Source organism: Pseudomonas sp. EGD-AK9, assembly GCF_000465935.2.
Lineage (GTDB): Bacteria > Pseudomonadota > Gammaproteobacteria > Pseudomonadales > Pseudomonadaceae > Aquipseudomonas.
In genome coordinates this window covers 1-18,160 of record NZ_AVOF01000573.1, presented here as the reverse complement: position 1 = coordinate 18,160, position 18,160 = coordinate 1, and the positions used below count along the sequence as shown (strand labels likewise).

The 18,160-nt window shown below is 67.2% G+C and carries 19 protein-coding genes; 8 read left to right on the top strand and 11 right to left on the bottom strand.

Annotated features, from left to right (window positions below; translation table 11 throughout):
• Positions 1-5 precede the first annotated feature (5 nt).
• Positions 6-932, bottom strand: coding sequence for a LysR family transcriptional regulator (locus tag N878_RS20835; protein ID WP_031303633.1), 927 nt, complete (start codon positions 930-932; stop codon positions 6-8).
• Between the two features lie 114 nt (positions 933-1,046).
• Between N878_RS20835 and fpr the strand changes: the two genes are divergently transcribed.
• Positions 1,047-1,826, top strand: a complete 780-nt coding sequence (gene fpr, locus N878_RS20830) for a ferredoxin-NADP reductase (protein ID WP_021445469.1) — start codon at positions 1,047-1,049, stop codon at positions 1,824-1,826.
• A gap of 114 nt (positions 1,827-1,940) precedes the next feature.
• Here the strand turns inward: fpr and N878_RS20825 are convergent, their stop codons facing one another.
• From N878_RS20825 to N878_RS20815, 3 genes are read right to left on the bottom strand one after another with little or no spacing between them, the layout of a single operon-like run.
• Positions 1,941-2,495, bottom strand: coding sequence for a peptidylprolyl isomerase (locus N878_RS20825; protein WP_021445468.1), 555 nt, complete (start codon positions 2,493-2,495; stop codon positions 1,941-1,943).
• A gap of 5 nt (positions 2,496-2,500) precedes the next feature.
• Positions 2,501-3,298 (bottom strand): alpha/beta fold hydrolase, encoded by a 798-nt coding sequence (locus N878_RS20820; RefSeq protein ID WP_021445467.1) that lies wholly within the window; start codon positions 3,296-3,298, stop codon positions 2,501-2,503.
• Positions 3,299-3,308: 10 nt separating this feature from the next.
• Positions 3,309-4,235: a LysR family transcriptional regulator gene (locus N878_RS20815; protein ID WP_021445466.1), complete on the bottom strand. Its 927-nt coding sequence runs from the start codon at positions 4,233-4,235 to the stop codon at positions 3,309-3,311.
• 84 nt (positions 4,236-4,319) lie between these two features.
• On the opposite strand from N878_RS20815, the gene N878_RS20810 reads away from it, so the two are divergent.
• The 4 genes from N878_RS20810 (at position 4,320) to rarD (ending at position 7,363) form a co-directional block, all read left to right on the top strand.
• Positions 4,320-4,634 carry a hypothetical protein gene (locus tag N878_RS20810; protein ID WP_021445465.1) on the top strand — a complete coding sequence of 105 codons (315 nt, stop codon included), beginning with the start codon at positions 4,320-4,322 and terminating at the stop codon, positions 4,632-4,634.
• Positions 4,635-4,769: 135 nt separating this feature from the next.
• A complete protein-coding gene (locus N878_RS20805) occupies positions 4,770-5,369 on the top strand; it encodes an FMN-dependent NADH-azoreductase (protein ID WP_021445464.1) in 600 nt (199 codons plus the stop codon).
• 228 nt (positions 5,370-5,597) lie between these two features.
• Complete coding sequence (locus N878_RS20800; RefSeq protein WP_021445463.1) at positions 5,598-6,470, top strand: carboxylate/amino acid/amine transporter; 873 nt, start codon at positions 5,598-5,600, stop codon at positions 6,468-6,470.
• Positions 6,470-7,363, top strand: a complete 894-nt coding sequence (gene rarD, locus N878_RS20795; RefSeq protein WP_021445462.1) for an EamA family transporter RarD — start codon at positions 6,470-6,472, stop codon at positions 7,361-7,363. The genes N878_RS20800 and rarD overlap by 1 nt, the downstream gene beginning before the upstream one ends.
• On the opposite strand, the gene N878_RS20790 is transcribed toward rarD, so the two are convergent.
• From N878_RS20790 to N878_RS20780, 3 genes are all read right to left on the bottom strand, one after another.
• Positions 7,364-7,942 carry a dihydrofolate reductase family protein gene (locus N878_RS20790; protein ID WP_021445461.1) on the bottom strand — a complete coding sequence of 193 codons (579 nt, stop codon included), beginning with the start codon at positions 7,940-7,942 and terminating at the stop codon, positions 7,364-7,366.
• A 99-nt stretch (positions 7,943-8,041) separates the two neighbouring features.
• The gene (locus tag N878_RS20785) at positions 8,042-8,449 is read right to left on the bottom strand and encodes an anti-virulence regulator CigR family protein (protein WP_021445460.1); all 408 of its coding nucleotides are present in this window, start codon (positions 8,447-8,449) and stop codon (positions 8,042-8,044) included.
• Positions 8,450-8,503: 54 nt separating this feature from the next.
• Positions 8,504-9,805 carry a mechanosensitive ion channel family protein gene (locus tag N878_RS20780; RefSeq protein ID WP_021445459.1) on the bottom strand — a complete coding sequence of 434 codons (1,302 nt, stop codon included), beginning with the start codon at positions 9,803-9,805 and terminating at the stop codon, positions 8,504-8,506.
• A gap of 141 nt (positions 9,806-9,946) precedes the next feature.
• Here N878_RS20780 and N878_RS20775 point away from each other — a divergent pair, with 141 nt between their 5' ends.
• Positions 9,947-11,287, top strand: coding sequence for a DEAD/DEAH box helicase (locus N878_RS20775; protein ID WP_177342918.1), 1,341 nt, complete (start codon positions 9,947-9,949; stop codon positions 11,285-11,287).
• A 69-nt stretch (positions 11,288-11,356) separates the two neighbouring features.
• Here N878_RS20775 and N878_RS20770 read toward each other — a convergent pair whose 3' ends face one another.
• Positions 11,357-13,189, bottom strand: coding sequence for an ABC transporter ATP-binding protein (locus N878_RS20770; protein WP_021445457.1), 1,833 nt, complete (start codon positions 13,187-13,189; stop codon positions 11,357-11,359).
• A gap of 35 nt (positions 13,190-13,224) precedes the next feature.
• Positions 13,225-14,289, bottom strand: a complete 1,065-nt coding sequence (locus tag N878_RS20765; RefSeq protein ID WP_021445456.1) for a metal-dependent hydrolase — start codon at positions 14,287-14,289, stop codon at positions 13,225-13,227.
• A gap of 129 nt (positions 14,290-14,418) precedes the next feature.
• Here N878_RS20765 and arfB point away from each other — a divergent pair, with 129 nt between their 5' ends.
• Positions 14,419-14,832, top strand: a complete 414-nt coding sequence (arfB, locus tag N878_RS20760) for an alternative ribosome rescue aminoacyl-tRNA hydrolase ArfB (RefSeq protein WP_021445455.1) — start codon at positions 14,419-14,421, stop codon at positions 14,830-14,832.
• Positions 14,833-14,854: 22 nt separating this feature from the next.
• Here the strand turns inward: arfB and N878_RS20755 are convergent, their stop codons facing one another.
• The gene (locus N878_RS20755) at positions 14,855-15,319 is read right to left on the bottom strand and encodes a methylglyoxal synthase (RefSeq protein ID WP_021445454.1); all 465 of its coding nucleotides are present in this window, start codon (positions 15,317-15,319) and stop codon (positions 14,855-14,857) included.
• Between the two features lie 13 nt (positions 15,320-15,332).
• Positions 15,333-16,334 carry a type I glyceraldehyde-3-phosphate dehydrogenase gene (gene gap / locus N878_RS20750; protein WP_021445453.1) on the bottom strand — a complete coding sequence of 334 codons (1,002 nt, stop codon included), beginning with the start codon at positions 16,332-16,334 and terminating at the stop codon, positions 15,333-15,335.
• A gap of 130 nt (positions 16,335-16,464) precedes the next feature.
• Between gap and edd the strand changes: the two genes are divergently transcribed.
• The coding region (gene edd, locus N878_RS20745) for a phosphogluconate dehydratase (protein WP_021445452.1) at positions 16,465-18,160 on the top strand (1,696 nt) is incomplete at its 3' end.

Below are 18,160 nucleotides of genomic sequence, written 5' to 3'. Positions count from 1 at the left end.
CCACCCTAGGCAATCGACGGCAGGACGATCTGATCGCTGCGCGCCACCCCGACGGTGAGCGCGCGGCACTGTTCGAGAAACTCGCGCATGGCCGCGGTCTGGTACTTCTGCTTGTGCCAGATGAAGTAGAACTGCCGGCGCAGGTCCAGCTGCGGCGTCTCCACCGGCACCAGGCTGCCGCGACGGAAGGCGTCGCGCAGCGCCAGGCGCGAGATGCAGCCGATGCCCAGGCCCGACTCCACCGCGCGTTTGATTGCCTCGGTGTGTTCCAGCTCCAGGCGGATGTTCAGGCTGCGCGGGTGATGGCGCATGGCCTGATCGAAGGTCAGGCGGGTGCCCGAGCCCTGCTCGCGGAGAATCCAGGCCTCGTGCGTGAGCTCCTCCAGCGTCGCCGTGCCGCGCGCGGCGAGGGCATGCTGCGGCGCGCAGAACACCACCAGCTCGTCCTCCACCCAGGGCTGCACCTCGATGTCCGGGTGCTGGCAGTCGCCTTCGATCAGGCCCAGGTCCAGCTCGTAGTGGGCGATCTGCTGCACCACGTGGGCAGTGTTGTGCACCTGCAGCTTCACCCGGCATTCGGGATGGCGTTGCATGAAACTGCCGATCAGCAGGGTGGCCAGGTAGTTGCCCACGGTGAGAGTGGCGCCGACGTTGAGCGAGCCGAAGCCGCTCTTGCCGCCGAGCAGGCGTTCGATCTCGCGCGCCTGGTCGAGCAGCGCCACCGCCTGCGGCAGCAACTGGCGACCCAGGGCGTTGAGCGCCAGGCGCTTGCCGGCGCGGTCGAACAGCTGGCAGTCGGAGTGGCGCTCCAGCTCGGTCAGCGAGGTGCTGGTGGCCGATTGCGACAGCGCCAGCGACTCGGCCGCGCGCGAGACGCTTTCCTGCTGGGCCACGGCGACGAAGACCTGGAGTTGTCTGAGAGTAAATCGCATATCGATATAACCGATAACCTATATCTTGATAATCCACTTAACAGATATTCTGCGCCCGCCTAGAATGCCGCGCAATTCGTCTTTTTTGGTTCCCGTCCTCGCGAGGAAGTCCGCATGAGCAATATGAACGTCGAGCGTGTGCTCAGCGTCCACCACTGGAACGACACCCTGTTCAGCTTCAAGTGCACCCGCGACCCGGGCCTGCGCTTCGAGAACGGCCAGTTCGTCATGATCGGCCTGCAGCAGCCCAACGGTCGTCCGCTGATGCGCGCCTACTCCATCGCCAGTCCGAACTACGAGGAGCACCTGGAGTTCTTCAGCATCAAGGTGCCGGACGGCCCGCTGACCTCGCAGCTGCAGCACCTCAAGGAAGGCGACGAGATCGTCATCAGCAAGAAGCCCACCGGCACCCTGGTGCTCGACGACCTGCTGCCGGGCAAGCACCTCTACCTGCTGTCCACCGGCACCGGCCTGGCGCCGTTCATGAGCGTGATCCAGGACCCGGAAACCTACGAGCGTTTCGACAAGGTGATCCTGGTGCACGGCGTGCGCTACGTGAACGAGGTGGCCTACCGCGAGTTCATCACCGAGCACCTGCCGCAGAACGAGTTCTTCGGCGAGGCGCTCAAGGGCAAGCTGATCTACTACCCGACCGTGACCCGCGAGCCGTTCGAGAACCAGGGCCGCCTGACCGACCTGATGCGCAGCGGCAAGCTGTTCGCCGATATCGGCCTGCCGCCGATCAACCCGCAGGACGACCGCGCGATGATCTGCGGCAGCCCGAGCATGCTCGACGAGACCAGCGAAGTGCTCGACGGCTTCGGCCTGAAGATCTCCCCGCGCATGGGTGAGCCGGGCGACTACCTGATCGAGCGCGCCTTCGTCGAGAAGTAAGACCGCAGCGAAAACGACAAAGCCGCCCACTGGGCGGCTTTGTCGTTGTAGGGCCGTAGGGTGCGTCGTGCGCACCAACCCTTCATGGAAGCCCGGGGATGGCCCCCGGCGGCGTTACAGACGCTTGGCCTCGAGGATCAGCACCGGCTCGCGCGGCACGTTCTGGTGCATGCCGCGGTTGGCGGTGGGCACCTGGGCGATCTTGTCCACCACCTCCATGCCGCGGGTCACCTTGCCGAACACCGCGTAGCCGAAGTCGCGCGAGCCGTGGTCGAGGAAGGCGTTGTCCTTGTGGTTGATGAAGAACTGGCTGGTGGCCGAGTCGCGTACCTGGGTACGGGCCATGGCCAGGGTACCGCGCACGTTGTGCAGGCCGTTGTCGGCTTCGTTCTTGATCGGCGTGTCGGTGTCCTTCTGCTGCATCTGCGCATCGAAGCCGCCGCCCTGGACCATGAAGCCGGGGATCACCCGGTGGAACTGGGTGCCGGCGTAGAAGCCGCTGTCGACGTACTTGAGGAAGTTGGCGGTGCTGATCGGCGCCTTGTCGGCGGCCAGCTCCACCTCGATCTCGCCGAGGCTGGTGGTCAGCAGCACCTTGGGATTGTCCGCCGCCAGCAGGCTGGTGGAGAGCAGCAGGGAACAGGCGGCGAAGGCGAGTTGCTTGAGCATGATGGTCAGTTTTCCTTGTTGGCGGTTTCTTCGAGAAAGGCGAGCAGGGCGCTGTTGAAGCGTTCGGGTTGATCCAGCGGGGTGGCGTGGCGCGAATTTTCGATCACCAGCAGGCGCGCGTCGGGCATTTCGGCGACGTACTCGCGCTTGCGTTCGACCGGGGTGTAGTCGCGGTCGGCGCTGATCACCAGGGTAGGACAGGTGATGCGGCTCAGGCGTTCCCGCACGCCCCAGCCGATGATGGCGTCGAGGCTGGCCAGGTAGGCGCGCTTGTCGTTCTGCGGCCAGCGCTCTTCGATCTTGCGTCGCAGTTCGGCCTGCTCCGGCCTGGGGAACAGCAGCTTGCCCAGGGCCTTGGCGATGGTCTCCAGGCTGAGCAGGCGCGACAGCGTCCAGCGCTTGCCGATTTCCAGCCAGTCGCGCGGGCTTTTCGCCTTCACCTCCGGGCCGCTGTTGACTATGGTCAGGCTGCGCAGCAGCTCCGGGCGGTCGACGCCGAGCTGGAAGCCGATCATGCCGCCCATGGAAATGCCCACCAGGTGCACCGGTGGCAGCTGCAGGTGCTCGATCAGCGCGGCCACGTCATCGGCGAAATCGGCAATGCGATAGGCTTCGCGCGGTTTGTCCGAGCGGCCATGGCCGCGCACGTCGAGCGCCAGCACGCGGTAGTGCTGGCTGAGCACGGGAATCTGGTACTCCCAGTCGCGGGTGCTCGAACCCAGGCCGTGCACCAGCAGCAGCGGCGCGCCGTGGCCGTAGTCCTCGTAGTGCAGCTGGCAACCGTCGTTGTCGAAGTAGGGCATGGCCGGGGTCTCAGTTGGGCGACTGTGGGGCGGCGAAGGCGGCATCCAGGGGGGCGGCGTCGAAGTTCTTGATCAGCTCGATGAGAATCTGCGTGGCCGGGCCGAGCACCCGTTCCTTGTTGCTGTAGAGGAAGAAGCGCGGCTTGCGCGTGCCGCCCTGGGCCAGCGGCAGCGGCTTGAGCAAGCCCTCGTCCAGCTCGCGGGCGATCAGGTGGCGCGGCAGCCAGGCGAAGCCGAGGCCGCTGCCGACGAAGGTGCGCGCGGTGGACAGGCTGCCGACGGTCCAGCGTTGTTCGGCACCGAGCCAGCCGCTGTCGCGCGGCTGCACCCGGCCGCTGTCGCGGATCACCACCTGCATCTGGGTTTCCAGGTCCTGGAAGCTCAGCTCGCGCTGCAGGCGGTGCAGGGCATGTTCCGGATGGGCCACGGCGATAAATTCCACCTCGCCCAGTTCCTGCGGCAGGTAGCCGGTGATGTTGAGGGCGCTGATGGCCAGGTCGGCGGAGCCTTCGAGCAGCACCTCCTCGACGCCGGACAGCACCTCCTCGCGCAGGCGCACGCGGCAGCCGCGGCTCTGCGGCATGAAGGCCGACAGCGCGCGGACGATATTGGCGGTGGGGTAGGCGGCGTCCACCACCAGGCGCACCTCGGCTTCCCAGCCCTGCTCCATATGGTGGGCCAGGTCTTCCAGCTGGCTGGCCTGCTTGACCAGTTGCCGCGAACGGCGCAGCAGCACGTCGCCGGCCTCGGTGAGCACCGCCTTGCGCCCGTCGATGCGCAGCAGCGGCACGCCGAGCTGCTCCTGCATGCGCGCCACGGTGTAGCTGACCGAGGATTGCGAGCGGTGCAGCACCTCGGCGGCCTGGGCGAAGCCGCCCTGGTCGACCACCGCCTGCAGGGTGCGCCATTGATCCAGGGTTACACGGGGAGCCTTCATTGCTTTGTCCTGTCTCTGCCGGCAAACGGGTTCTATCGCCGGCGATATCCACCTACACTGGCGCTTCCCCGTTGGAGAGCGTCGATGAAAAAACTCTGCTGCCTGCTGTTCGTCCTGTTGCCGCTGGGCGCCCATGCCTACCCCATTGAGCTGGACAAGCAGCTCAACGGTGCCGAGGTGTCCGCCAGCACCCAGGAGATCGACCACAATATGGCGGCGCTGATGCTCTACAACTATGGTCAGAGCGAGGCCGAATGCACCGCGGTGTTCCGCAACGGCCCCGAAGCGCCGCGGACCCGTCGGGCCGCGCTGGCGCCGGGGGCGAACACCAATCTGACGGTCAAGTTCACCCGCAGTGTGATTCGCCTGCGGGTCAGCCTGACCTGTGGCCTCAAGTAAGCAGAGCCTAGTGCCGGGGCAAAGATAAATCAACTTTGTCGATATATGTAAGCGGATATTTGCGCTTTTTAATCGATAGTTGCGACTCTAATCTCTGCTCCATCGATCTCTACCCACCTCGATGGAGTCTCAAACATGTCCCGTGTTCTGGTTATCGAAAGCAGCGCCCGTCAACAAGGCTCGGTGTCCCGCGAGCTGACCCAGCAGTTCATCGCCAACTGGCAGGCCGCCCATCCCGCCGACCAGATCCAGGTACGCGACCTGGCCGCCGAGCCGGTGCCGCACCTGGATGCCACCCTGCTGGGCGGCTGGATGACCCCGACCGAGCAGCAGAGCGAGGCGGAGAAGGCCGCGCTGGCACGCTCCAACCAGCTCACCGACGAGCTGCTGGCCGCCGACGTGTTGGTGCTGGCCGCGCCCATGTACAACTTCGCCATCCCCAGCACCCTGAAAGCCTGGCTGGACCACGTGCTGCGCGCCGGGGTCACCTTCAAGTACAGCGAAACCGGCCCGCAGGGCCTGCTCAGTGGCAAGCGCGCCTTCGTCTTCACCGCTCGCGGCGGCATCTACGCCGGCAGCGGCCTGGATCACCAGGAACCCTACCTGCGCCAGGCGCTGGCCTTCATCGGCATCCACGAGGTGCAGTTCATCCATGCCGAAGGCCTGAACCTGGGCAGCGAGTTCAGTGCCAAGGGGCTGGCCCAGGCCAAGGCCAAGCTGGCGGCCGTGGCCTGAGCGCGACTCCACTCTCCTGAGCGCCCGCATCCGGGCGCGTTCGCCGGCCGGTGCCCGAGGGTGCGGGCCGGCTTTTTCGTCTGATCCGGGGCAAAACCGGAGACATTCACGCGGAGCCTCCCGGATTGCGACCGCAGTCCACCCTGTTCGCGGCCCAGGCCGCAGCGACGGATTGTCCGGCACGGGCGAACGCGCTAAGGTCGCCGCCTTAGTTGCCTGGAGCTCGCCGTGCGCTACCTGCTGATTGTGACCCTGCTGTGGGCCTTCTCCTTCAGCCTGATCGGCGAGTACCTGGCCGGGGCGGTCGACAGCTACTTCGCCGTGCTCAGCCGCATCCTCATCGCCGGGCTGCTGTTCGTGCCGCTGACCCGCTGGCGCGGCCAGGCGCCGGCCTTCGTGCGCGGCATGCTGCTGATCGGCGCGTTGCAGTTCGGCGTCACCTATGTCTGCCTGTACCTGAGCTTCAACCTGCTGACGGTGCCCGAGGTGCTGCTGTTCACCATCCTCACGCCGCTGCACGTGACCCTGATCGAGGACGCCCTTAATCGCCGCTTCAACCCCTGGGCGCTGCTCGCCGCGCTGGTGGCGGTGCTGGGCGCCGGGATCATCCGCTACGACGGCGTCAGCCAGGGGTTCCTGCTCGGCTTCCTGCTGCTGCAACTGGCCAACTTCACCTTCGCCGCCGGCCAGGTGCTGTACAAGCACCTGCTGTTGCGCCACCCCTCGAACGAGCCGCAGTACCGGCGTTTCGGCTTCTTCTATCTGGGTGCGCTGCTGGTGGCGTTGCCGGCCTTCCTGCTGCTGGGCAATGCCGAGCGCCTGCCGAGCACGCTGCTGCAGTGGAGTGTGCTCGCCTGGCTCGGCGTGGTGGCCTCGGGCCTGGGGCTGTACTGGTGGAACCAGGGCGCCAGCCTGGTCGACGGCGGCACCCTGGCGGTGATGAACAATGCGCTGGTGCCGGCCGGCTTGCTGGTCAATCTGCTGATCTGGAACCATGACGCCGATCTGCTGCGCCTGGCCCTGGGCGGTGCGGTGATCGTCGCCTCGCTGCCGCTGGCCGGCCTCGGCCGGACGCGGCTACTGCAGGGCAGGGTGGCCTGATGCACCTGTCCGGGCGTGGGGTGGCGCTGTCGGTGGGCGCCTCGCTGCTGTTCGCCGTGCTGCCCGGTTACGTGCAACTGCTGGCGCCGCTGGACGGCATCCAGATCTTCGCCCAGCGCGTGCTCTGGTCGATTCCGGTGGTGCTGTTGCTGGTGCTGCTGACCCGCCAGGGGGCGCTGCTGCGCGAGACCTTCGCCCGCCTGCGCCGCGAGCCGTTGCTGCTGGCCGCCTGGCCGCTGGCGGCGGTGCTGATCGGCGTGCAGTGGGGACTGTTTCTCTGGGCGCCATTGGCCGGGCGCATGCTCGAGGTGTCGCTGGGCTACTTCCTCCTGCCGTTGGCCATGGTCCTGGCCGGGCGGCTGTTCTACGACGAACGCCTGCGCCCGCTGCAGCAACTGGCGGTGGCCTGCGCCGTGCTCGGCGTGCTGCACGAACTGTGGCGCAGCCAGGCGTTCTCCTGGCTGACCCTGGTCACCGCGCTGGGCTACCCGCCGTATTTCATGCTGCGCCGCTGGATGCGCCTGGACGCATTGTCGGGCTTCGTGCTGGAGATGCTGATGCTGGCGCCCTTGGCGATCTGGCTGATCGTCGCTTACGCCCCGGTGGGCGCCTTCGAGGAGCGGGCCGCGCTCTGGCTGCTGGTGCCCGGCATGGCGCTGATCGGCACCCTGGCCTTCGCCGCGATGATGGCTTCCAGCCGCCTGCTGCCGCTGGGGCTGTTCGGCATTCTCAGTTACGTCGAGCCGGTGCTGCTGTTCGGCGTGGCCCTGCTGGTGCTCGGCGAGTCCTTCGATGCCGGGCAATGGCTGACCTACCTGCCGATCTGGCTGGCGGTGCTGCTGGTTGGTTGGGATAGCGCCCGGCTGCTGCGCAAGCAGCAGCGCGGGCACTGATCAGGCGGCGCTGCTGCGCGGCATGGGAATCTGCGTCGGCTGGCTGGCCTGCTTCTTCACCTGGTAGTGCAGCTGCACCGTGCCGCTGTTGAAGCGCCGCTGATCGCTCAGCACCAGGCTGCGCTCCATGCCGCTGGCCAGCAGCGGAATGCCGGCGCCGAGCAGGTGCGGCACCAAGTTGATCACCACCTCGTCGAGCAGGCCGGCGGTGTAGCAGGTGCCCGCCAGGGAGCTGCCGCCGACCAGCCAGATGCGCTGGAACTTGGCTTCCTTCAGCGCCGCCACGGCCTGCCCCGGCGTGCAGTGGGTCAGCTGCACCTCGGTCGCCGCACGCGGCAACTGGGAGCGGGTGAGCACCACGCAGGGCTTGCCCGGATAGGGCCAGGGCCCACCGCGCTTGAGCAGCGCCTCGTAGGTGCCGCGACCCATCAGCAGGGCGTCGATGCTGGAGTAGAAGTACTGGAAGCTGTATTCCTCGTCCGGTTGGCGCTGGGCTTCGAACCAGTCGAGGCGACCATCGGGGCGGGCGATATAGCCATCGAGGCTTGAGGTGACGTGGTAGATCAGCGAGGGGTTCATCATGCCTCCGCAACAAAGCGTCTTAGCATTGGAGCGATGCGTAGGCGACAAGTTCGGCGGGCGCCGCGACCGCTGGTCGGCGGCGCCCGGGGCTCTGGTTTAGTCCAGCACGTTCCTCAATACCTCATAGACGATCCCGGTGGCGATTGCCACCAGCACCACGTCGCGGCCCACCTGTTTCCACTCGTAACCCTCGTAATAGGGCAGGCGCGCCGACAGACGGCTGTCGAAGTTCTTGGCGATGCCCGGCGGCAGCGGCTTGCCGCGGGCCAGGTTCTTGGCGATGCCGGGCGGCAGGGCGGAGGTCGGGCCGATCAGCTGGCGGTTGTCGCCGAGCACGATGCGCACCTGGCCGATATCCACGGTCGGACCGCGCAGGTCGATCTGCACCTCGTCGTGGCCGCCGCCATGCTTGCCCTTGCCCGGCGGCGGGCTGGCCAGCAGTGGCGAGGCGACCAGCAGCAGGCTGAGGCCGAGCGCGAGGGGAGTTCGGGATATGGCAGGCATGGGCGGAGCTCCAGCAAAGGGGTGTGCCGATTAGAACGCCGCGGCCGGGGCGGTTCAAGCCTCCGGCGTCGGCGTCGCCGGCGATTGTGACGGCAGTCTTTGACTCAGCGCCTGCAGGCCCTGGCGCAGGTCGTTGCCGGCCGGCTGCTGGTACAGCGCCAGGTCGAACTCCGGCAGCAGGGCCAGCAGGTAGTCGAAGATGTCGCTCTGGATGCGTTCGTATTCCAGCCAGTTGGTGGTGCCGGTGAAGCAGTAGATCTCCAGCGGGATGCCTTCGGCGCCGGGTTGCAGCTGGCGCACCATGCAGGTCATGTCCTGGCGGATCTGCGGGTGGTTCTTCAGGTAAGCCTCGGCGTAGGCGCGGAAGGTGCCGATATTGGTCATGCGCCGGCGGTTGGCCGAGGGGCCGTTCTCGGCCTTGTGCTCGGCGTTCCACTGGCGCAGCTCGGCCTGCTTGTGGCCGAGATAATCGGTGAGCAGGCGCACGCCGGCGAGGCGCTGCTCCTCGGCGGCGTCGAGAAAACGCACCAGGCCGGCGTCCAGGTGCAGGCTGCGCTTGATCCGTCGGCCGCCGGCCTGGGTCATGCCGCGCCAGTTCTTGAACGACTCGGCCATCAGCCGCCAGGTGGGAATGGAGACGATGGTCTTATCGAAGTTCTGCACCTTGACCGTGTGCAGGCTGATGTCCACCACGTCGCCGTCGGCGCCGACCTGGGGCATCTCGATCCAGTCGCCGACGCGCAGCGAGTCGTTGCTGGTCAGCTGCACGCCGGCGACGAAGGACAGCAGGGTGTCCTTGTACACCAGCAGGATCACCGCCGACATCGCGCCGAGGCCGGACAGCAGCAGCAGCGGCGAGCGGTCGATCAGGGTGGCGACTATGACGATGGCGGCGAACACGTACAGCAGCATCTTGGCCAGCTGCACGTAGCCCTTGATCGAGCGGGTGCGCGCGTGCGGGGTGCGTGCGTAGAGGTCGAGCAGGGCGTTGAGCAGGGCGCTGAGGGCCAGGGTCAGCGACAGCAGGGTGAAGGCCAGGGCCAGGTTGCGCAGGAAGTGCTCGGCCTTGTCGCTCAGCTCCGGCACCAGCACCAGGCCGAACTGCACCAGCAGCGACGGCACCATCTGCGCCAGGCGGTTGAACACCTTGTTGTGGCGCAGGTCCTCCAGCCAGAACAGCGCCGGCTGGCGTGCCAGCAGCTTGCTCGCATGCAGGATCAGAAAGCGCGCCAGGCGTCCGGCCAGCAGCGCCACCAGCAGCAGCACCAGCAGGCCGGTGATGGCGCCCAGCCAGGGGTACTGGTCGAAGTGGTTCCAGAGTTGCTCGGCCTGGCTCAGCAGCTGATCCGTATCCATGGGCGAAAACTACCTGTCGATGCTCGGGAAGGGGCCAATTAGACCATCCCCATGGCATGGGTTCGCAACCTCGGCGGCGCCGCGTTGCAAAGAAATTCGGCCGCGGCGGCGGAAACCGTTAGGCTATGCACCGTTTTGTCGATTCTTCGAGGTAGTGCCCCCGTGTTTGCCCAATTCGCCCTGCATGAACGCCTGCTGAAAGCCGTGGCCGAGCTTAATTTCGTCGAGCCCACCCCGGTGCAGGCGGCAGCGATTCCGCCTGCGCTGGAGGGCAAGGATCTGCGGGTGATCGCCCAGACCGGCAGCGGCAAGACCGCCGCCTTCGTCCTGCCGTTGCTCAACCGCCTGCTCGGTGATGGCAACTCGCAGCAGCGCGTGAGCATCCGGGCGCTGATCCTGCTGCCGACCCGCGAGCTGGCCCAGCAGACGCTGAAGGAAGTCGAGCGTTTCGCCCAGTTCACCTTCCTCAAGGCCGGCCTGGTCACCGGCGGTGAGGACTTCAAGGTGCAAGCCGCGATGATGCGCAAGATCGACATCCTGATCGGCACGCCGGGGCGCCTGATCGAACATGCTAACGCCGGCAACCTGCCGCTGAACGAGGTCGAGGTGCTGGTGTTCGACGAGGCCGACCGCATGCTCGACATGGGCTTCGCCGAGGACGCCCAGCGCCTGGCCGAAGCCTGCGGGCCGCACCAGACCCTGCTGTTTTCCGCCACCACCGGCGGCAATGGCCTGCGCGAGATGGTCGCAAAGGTGCTCAAGGCGCCGCAGCACCTGATGCTCAACAGCGTCAGCCAGCTCAACGAGGGCACTCGCCAGCAGATCATCACCGCCGACCACAACCATCACAAGGAACAGCTGGTCGACTGGCTGCTGGCCAACGAGACCTATGACAAGGCCATCGTCTTCACCAACACCCGGGTGCAGGCCGACCGCCTCTACGGCAAGCTGGTGGCGGCCGGGGTCAAGGCCTTCGTGCTGCACGGCGAGAAGGACCAGAAGGACCGCAAGCTGGCCATCGAGCGCCTGCGCCAGGGCGCGGTCAAGGTGCTGGTGGCCACCGACGTGGCCGCCCGCGGCCTGGACGTCGACGGTCTGGACCTGGTGATCAACTTCGACATGCCGCGCTCCGGCGACGAGTATGTGCACCGCATCGGCCGCACCGGCCGCGCCGGCGGCGAAGGGCTGGCGATTTCGCTGATCTGCCACGGCGACTGGAACCTGATGTCGAGCATCGAGCGCTACCTCAAGCAGCGTTTCGAGCGGCGCACCGTCAAGGAGCTCAAGGGCAGCTACCAGGGGCCGAAGAACCTCAAGGCCTCGGGCAAGGCCGCCGGCAGCAAGAAGAAAAAGACCGACAAGGACGCCAAGAAGGCCGCGCCCAAGCGCAAGTCCGGCCCGCGCCCGGCCGGCAAACCCTCGGCGCTGGTCAGCGAGGACGGCCTGGCGCCGCTCAAGCGCAAGAAGCCGGCGGCGGAGTAACCGGGCAGAAATGCCATGCTGTGGGCGGCGCTTTAGCGGCGAGTCGCGGCTCAAGCCCCTCCCACGGGGTCAATCCACCCCGACGAAGCCGCCGGTCTGGTGCTGCCACAGGCGCGCATACAGGCCGCCGCGGGCGACCAGCTCGGCGTGGCTGCCGCTCTCGACGATGCGCCCCTGGTCGATCACCACCAGGCGATCCATGCGCGCGATGGTCGACAGGCGGTGGGCGATGGCGATCACCGTCTTGCCCTGCATCAGCTCGTCCAGGCTGTCCTGGATCGCCGCCTCGACTTCCGAATCCAGCGCCGAGGTGGCTTCGTCCAGCACCAGGATCGGCGCGTCCTTGAGCAGCACGCGGGCGATGGCGATGCGCTGGCGCTGACCGCCGGACAGCTTGACCCCGCGCTCGCCGACCTGGGCGTCCATGCCGCGGCCGCCCTGGCCGTCGTCCAGCAGCGGAATGAAGGCGTCGGCGCGGGCCTTGCGCGCCGCCTCCAGCAGCTGCGCCTCGCTGGCATCCGGCTTGCCGTAGCGCAGGTTGTCGCGGATCGAGCGGTGCAGCAGGGCGGTATCCTGGGTGACCATGCCGATCTGCGCACGCAGGCTCTCCTGGCTCACCGCGGCGATGTCCTGGCCGTCCACCAGGATGCGTCCGCTCTCCAGGTCGTACAGGCGCAGCAGCAGGTTGACCAGGGTCGACTTGCCGGCGCCGGACGGCCCGACCAGGCCGATCTTCTCGCCGGCGCGCACGTTCAGGCTGAGCCCGGCGATCACCCCGCCGGCCTTGCCGTAGTGGAAGTGGATGTCCTCGAAACGCACCTCGCCGCGCTCCACCCGCAGCGGCTGGGCGCCCTCCCGGTCGAGCACTTGGCGCGGCTGGACTATGGTGTGCATGCCGTCCTGCACGGTGCCGACGTTCTCGAAGATGCCGTTGACCACCCACATCACCCACTCGGCCATATTGTTGATGCGCAGCACCAGGCCCAGCGCCAGGGCGATGGCGCCGGTACTGATCGACCCCAGGCTCCACAGCCACAGCGCCAGGGCGCCGGTGGCGACGATCAGCACGCCGTTGAGGCTGGTGATGCTGACGTCGAGCAGGGTCACGGTGCGGGTCTGCTGGTGCACCTTGTCCAGCAGCTCCTGCATGGCCTCGCGGGCGTAGCCTTCCTCCTCGCGGGTGTGGGCGAACAGCTTGAGCGTCATCACGTTGCTGTAGCCGTCCACCACCCGGCCCATGACCTTCGAGCGCGCCGCCGAGGCGGCGGCCGAGCGCTGCTTGATGCGCGGCACGAAATGGCGCAGCAGCAGGCAGTAGCCAACGATCCAGGCCAGCAGCGGCAGGATCAGACGCACATCCGCGGCGGCGAACAGGTACAGCGCGCTGCCGGCGTAGACCACCACGAACCACAGCGCGTCGACCAGCTGCATGGCCGACTCGCGCAGGCTCGGCCCGGTCTGCATGATGCGTTGGGCGATACGCCCGGCGAAGTCGTTCTGGAAGAAGCTCAGGCTCTGCTTGAGCACGTAGCGGTGGTTCTGCCAGCGGATCAGGTTGGTCAGCCCCGGATTGACCGCCTGGTTGGCCAGCAGATCGTGCAGGCCGAACACCAGCGGGCGCAGGATCAGCGCCACCAGCAGCATCCACAGCAGCTCGCCGCGGTACTGCTGGAAGAACTCGGCGCTCGGCGTGCGTTGCGCCATGTCGATCAGGCGGCCGAGGAACTCGAACAGCGCCACCTCGATCACCGCGGCGAAGAAGCCCATCACCAGCAGGGCCAGCATCAGCGGCCAGACCTGGCGCAGGTAGTGCAGGTAGAAGCGCACCAGCCCGGCGGGCGGCTGCACGTCCGGGCTGGGTTTGAAGGCGTCGATCAGCGACTCGAAACGGCGGAACAGCATCGCAGGCATCCTGCCTTGATGAATAGGGTTCGATGTTAGCGCGAGCCCGTCTCACTTAGCAGGGGTTTCTCCAGTTCGCCGGCCCAGGCCAGTAGCGGAACGGGCAGCTGCGGCTGCCAGATGCGCTTGAGCAGCACCAGCAGGTGCTCGGGTTCGCCGCGCTCGAAGGGCAGCCGCTCGATGTGCCGGTGCACCTGCCACTGGCCGTCCTGCAGGCGGGCGAAGTCGAAGCGGAAGGGGTGGAAGCCGGTCATGCCCAGACGCAGGTCGGTGACGATCAGGCGGTCGCCGATCTGGTCGTAGCGCAGCACGCCGTCGGTGAACCAGGCCAGGCGCTGGTGCGCGGGCGAGTCGAGCAACTGCTCGCGCAGCTGTGTGCCGCGCGGCAGGCGCTGCAGCTGCGGCGGAGCGTCGTCGAACCAGCCGACCAGTGCTTCGTGGTAGTGCTCGCCGTCCAGCACTATGACCCGCCACAGCAGGCTGTTGAGCGGCGTCGGGGTGATGAACAGCTGCTCGGCGACGATGCCCTGGCGCGCCAGTTCGGCCTCCACCCGCTGCTCGGCCATGTATTTGCCGGCCAGGCTGAACCCGATATAGAGCGTGGACAGCGCCAGGGCTACCGCCGGCACCCGCCAGGCCTGTTCGCGCAGGCCGTTGAACAGGCCGATCACGACCGCAACCAGCAGTGGCAGGGTATACAGCGGGTCGATGATGAACAGGCTGGACCAGGCGGTGGGAATCGGCATCAGCGGCCAGAACAGCTGGGTGCCGTAGCTGGTGAAGGCGTCCAGCACGGGGTGGGTGAACAGAATCAGCCAAACGGTGAGCAGCAGGCGCCGCCCCGAATAGCCGGGGTGAGGCCGAAAACGCCTGGCCAGCCAGGTCAACAGCAGGGCCAGGCCGCTGAGGACGAACAGCGAATGGCTGAAACCGCGGTGGTAGGTCATGTCCGCCACGGCATCGCCGTAGTCGATGACCACGTCGAGATCCGGCAGGGTGCCGAGCATGGCGCCGTACAGCAGCGCCTTGCGCCCCTGCCAGCGGCCGAGCAGGGCGCCCTGGATGCTGGCGCCGAGTACGGCTTGGGTGATCGAATCCATCTATTGAGCTCGCGTGAGGGCAGGTCGCTACGTTAGCCGAGGCCGTGGCCGAATGCCGCGGAGAAATTTCAAGCAAAGGTTACAGCGTCAGCGGCTATCCTGGCGGCCTGAATCTCGCGGATCCACGCCATGCTCATCGTCTCCAACGCCGTCCACCTGCCGCTCGAGGAAATCGAGCTGAGCGCCATTCGCGCCCAGGGCGCCGGCGGGCAGAACGTCAACAAGGTGTCCAGCGCCGTGCACCTGCGCTTCGACAGCCAGGCCTCGTCCTTGCCGCCGTTCTACAAGGAGCGCCTGCTGGCGCTGGCCGACAGCCGCATCACCGCGGACGGGGTGGTGATCATCAAGGCGCAGCAGTACCGCACCCAGGAGCAGAACCGCGCCGATGCCCTCGAGCGCCTGGCCGAGCTGATCCGCAGCGCCGGCAAGACCGAGAAGAAGCGCCGCCCGACCAAGCCGACCCTGGGCTCGAAGCAGCGCCGCCTGGACGGCAAGAGCAAGCGCGGGGCGATCAAGGCGGGGCGGGGGCGGGTGGATTTCTAGTCCGTCGTGGTGCGCGCTTGCTTCAACCGCGCCCGGCCAGATAGGCCTGGTAGTCGGGAATGCGGTACTCGTGCTGCTGCTCCAGCAGGCTGCTGCTGAGCAGGTAGTCGGCGCTGCTCTCGTTGCATGCCACCGGGATGTTCCACACCGCGGCGACCCGCAGCAGCGCCTTGATGTCCGGGTCGTGCGGCTGCGGCTCGAAGGGGTCCCAGAAGAACACCAGGATGTCCACGCGCTGCTCGGCGATGCGCGCGCCGAGCTGCTGGTCGCCGCCCAGCGGGCCGCTGATCATGCTTTCTACCGGCAGCCCCAGGCGCTTGCTCAGCAGCAGGCCGGTGGTGCCGGTGGCGAGCAGCTCGTGACGCGCCAGCTTGTCGCGCTGGCGTTCGCACCAGTCGAGGAGAAAGCCCTTGCAGTGGTCGTGGGCCACCAGGGCGATGCGTTTGCGCGCCGGCAGGCTGGCGCTGGTGAAGCTGATACGGCTCATCGACATTCCTCGGTCACATCAGCCGCGCCAGGGCCCGGCAGTTGTCCAGCATGCGGTTGGAGAAGCCCCATTCGTTGTCGTACCAGGCCATCACCTTGAGCAGCTTGCCGCTGGCCTTGGTGTGGTTGGCGTCGAAGATCGACGACAGCGGGTTGTGGTTGAAGTCGCAGGACACCAGCGGCAGGCTGTTGTAGCCCAGCACCGGCGACTGTTCGCTGGCGGCCTTGAGCAGGGCGTTGACCTCCTCGGCGCTGGTCTCGCGCTTGAGCTGCAGGGTTAGGTCGACCAGCGACACGTTGATCACCGGCACCCTGACGGCCATGCCGGTGAGCTTGCCGGCCAGCTCCGGCAGCACCAGGCCGACCGCTTCGGCGGCGCCGGTCTTGGTCGGGATCATCGACTGGGTGGCCGAGCGGGCGCGGTAGGGGTCGCTGTGGTAGACGTCGGAGAGGTTCTGGTCGTTGGTGTAGGCGTGGATGGTGGTCATCAGCCCCTGCTCGATGCCCAGCTCGCGGTGCAGCACCTGAGCCACCGGCGCCAGGCAGTTGGTGGTGCAGGAGGCGTTGGAGAGGATCTGCATGGCCGGCGTCAGCACGCCTTCGTTGACCCCGTACACCAGGGTGGCATCGGCGCCCTTGGCCGGCGCCGAGATCAGCACCTTGCGCGCACCGGCGGCGAGATGGGCGGCGGCCTTGTCGCGCTCGGTGAACAGCCCGGTGCACTCGAACACCACGTCCACCTGGTGGGCTTTCCAGGGCAGTTCGGCCGGGTTGCGGATGGCGCTGACGGCGATGCGGTCGCCGTTGACCCACAGGCTTTCGCCATCGGCCACCACCTCGCCGGCGAAGGGGCCGTGTACGCTGTCGTGGCGCAGCAGGTGGGCGTTCATGGCGCTGTCGCCCAGATCGTTGATCGCCACCACCTGCAAATGCTGGCGATAATCCTGGGTATAGAGTGCGCGCAGTACGTTGCGGCCGATACGGCCAAAACCATTGATGGCGATTCGCAGGGTCATGGTGAGGGTTCTCGTAATTTTGTTGTTGGAATTACAAGATTATTCGCATGAGACTAGAAATCAAGCCTTTTGAATGGCAGTATTTTGTTAAAACTACAAACAGACGCTAGCTGCTAGCCTGGAGAACCCCATGCATCCCCGCGTTGTTGAAGTCACCGACCGCCTGATCGAGCGCAGCCGCGCCACCCGCCAGCGTTACCTGGCGATGATCCGCGCGGCTGCCAGCGAAGGGCCGCAGCGCGGCAAGCTGCAGTGCGCCAATTTCGCCCATGGCGTGGCCGGTTGCAGCGGCCACGACAAGCAGACCCTGCGCCTGATGGACGCGGCCAACGTGGCCATAGTTTCTGCTTACAACGACATGCTTTCGGCGCACCAGCCCTACGAGCAGTTCCCCGAACAGATCAAGCAGGCCCTGCGCGAGCTCGGCTCGGTGGGCCAGTTCGCCGGCGGCGTGCCGGCCATGTGCGACGGCGTCACCCAGGGCGAGCCGGGCATGGAGCTGGGCATCGCCAGCCGCGAGGTGATCGCCATGTCCACCGCCGTGGCGCTGTCGCACAACATGTTCGACGCCGCGCTGTACCTGGGCGTGTGCGACAAGATCGTCCCCGGCCTGCTGATGGGGGCGCTGCGCTTCGGCCACCTGCCGTCGCTGTTCGTGCCGGCCGGTCCCATGACCTCGGGCCTGTCCAACAAGGAAAAGGCCGACGTGCGCCAGCGCTACGCCGAGGGCAAGGCCAGCCGCGACGAGCTGCTGGCGGCGGAGATGGCCGCCTACCACGGCCCGGGCACCTGCACCTTCTACGGCACCGCCAACACCAACCAGCTGCTGATGGAGGTGATGGGCCTGCACCTGCCGGGCGCCTCCTTCATCAACCCCGGCACGCCGCTGCGCGAGGCGCTGACCCGCGAGGCGGCGCGCCAGGTCACCCGCCTGACCAAGCAGAGCGGCCAGTTCATGCCGATCGGCGAGATCGTCGACGAGCGCTGCCTGGTCAACTCCATAGTCGCCCTGCACGCCACCGGCGGTTCGACCAACCATACCTTGCATATGCCGGCCATCGCCCGCGCCGCCGGCATCCTGCTGACCTGGCAGGACATGGCCGAGCTCTCCGAGGTGGTGCCGACCCTGGCCCACGTCTATCCCAACGGCAAGGCCGACATCAACCACTTCCAGGCCGCTGGCGGCATGGCCCTGCTGATTCGCGAGCTGCTCGCGGCCGGCCTGCTGCACGAGGAGGTCAACACCGTGGCCGGCCGCGGCCTGTCGCGCTACACCCGTGAGCCCTTCCTCGACGACGGCCAGCTGGTCTGGCGCGACGGCCCCAGCAAGAGCCTGGAGGAGAGCGTGCTGCGCCCGGTGGCGCGGCCCTTCTCGCCGGAGGGCGGCCTGCGCCTGATGCAGGGCAACCTCGGCCGCGGGGTGATGAAGGTCTCCGCGGTGGCCCCCGAGCATCAGCTGGTGGAGGCGCCGGCGCTGGTGTTCGAGGATCAGCTGGAGCTGGTCGAGGCGTTCAAGGCCGGCCAGCTGGAACGCGATTTCGTCGCCGTGGTGCGCTTCCAGGGCCCGCGCAACAACGGTATGCCCGAGCTGCACAAGATGACCCCCTATCTCGGCGTGCTGCAGGACCGCGGCTTCAAGGTGGCGCTGGTCACCGACGGGCGCATGTCCGGCGCCTCGGGCAAGATCCCGGCGGCCATCCATGTCTGCCCCGAGGCCTTCGACGGCGGCCCGCTGGCGCGGGTGCGCGACGGCGACATCATTCGCCTCGACGGCCACAGCGGCGACCTGCTGCTGAAGGTCGACGCGACCGAGCTGGCGGCGCGCG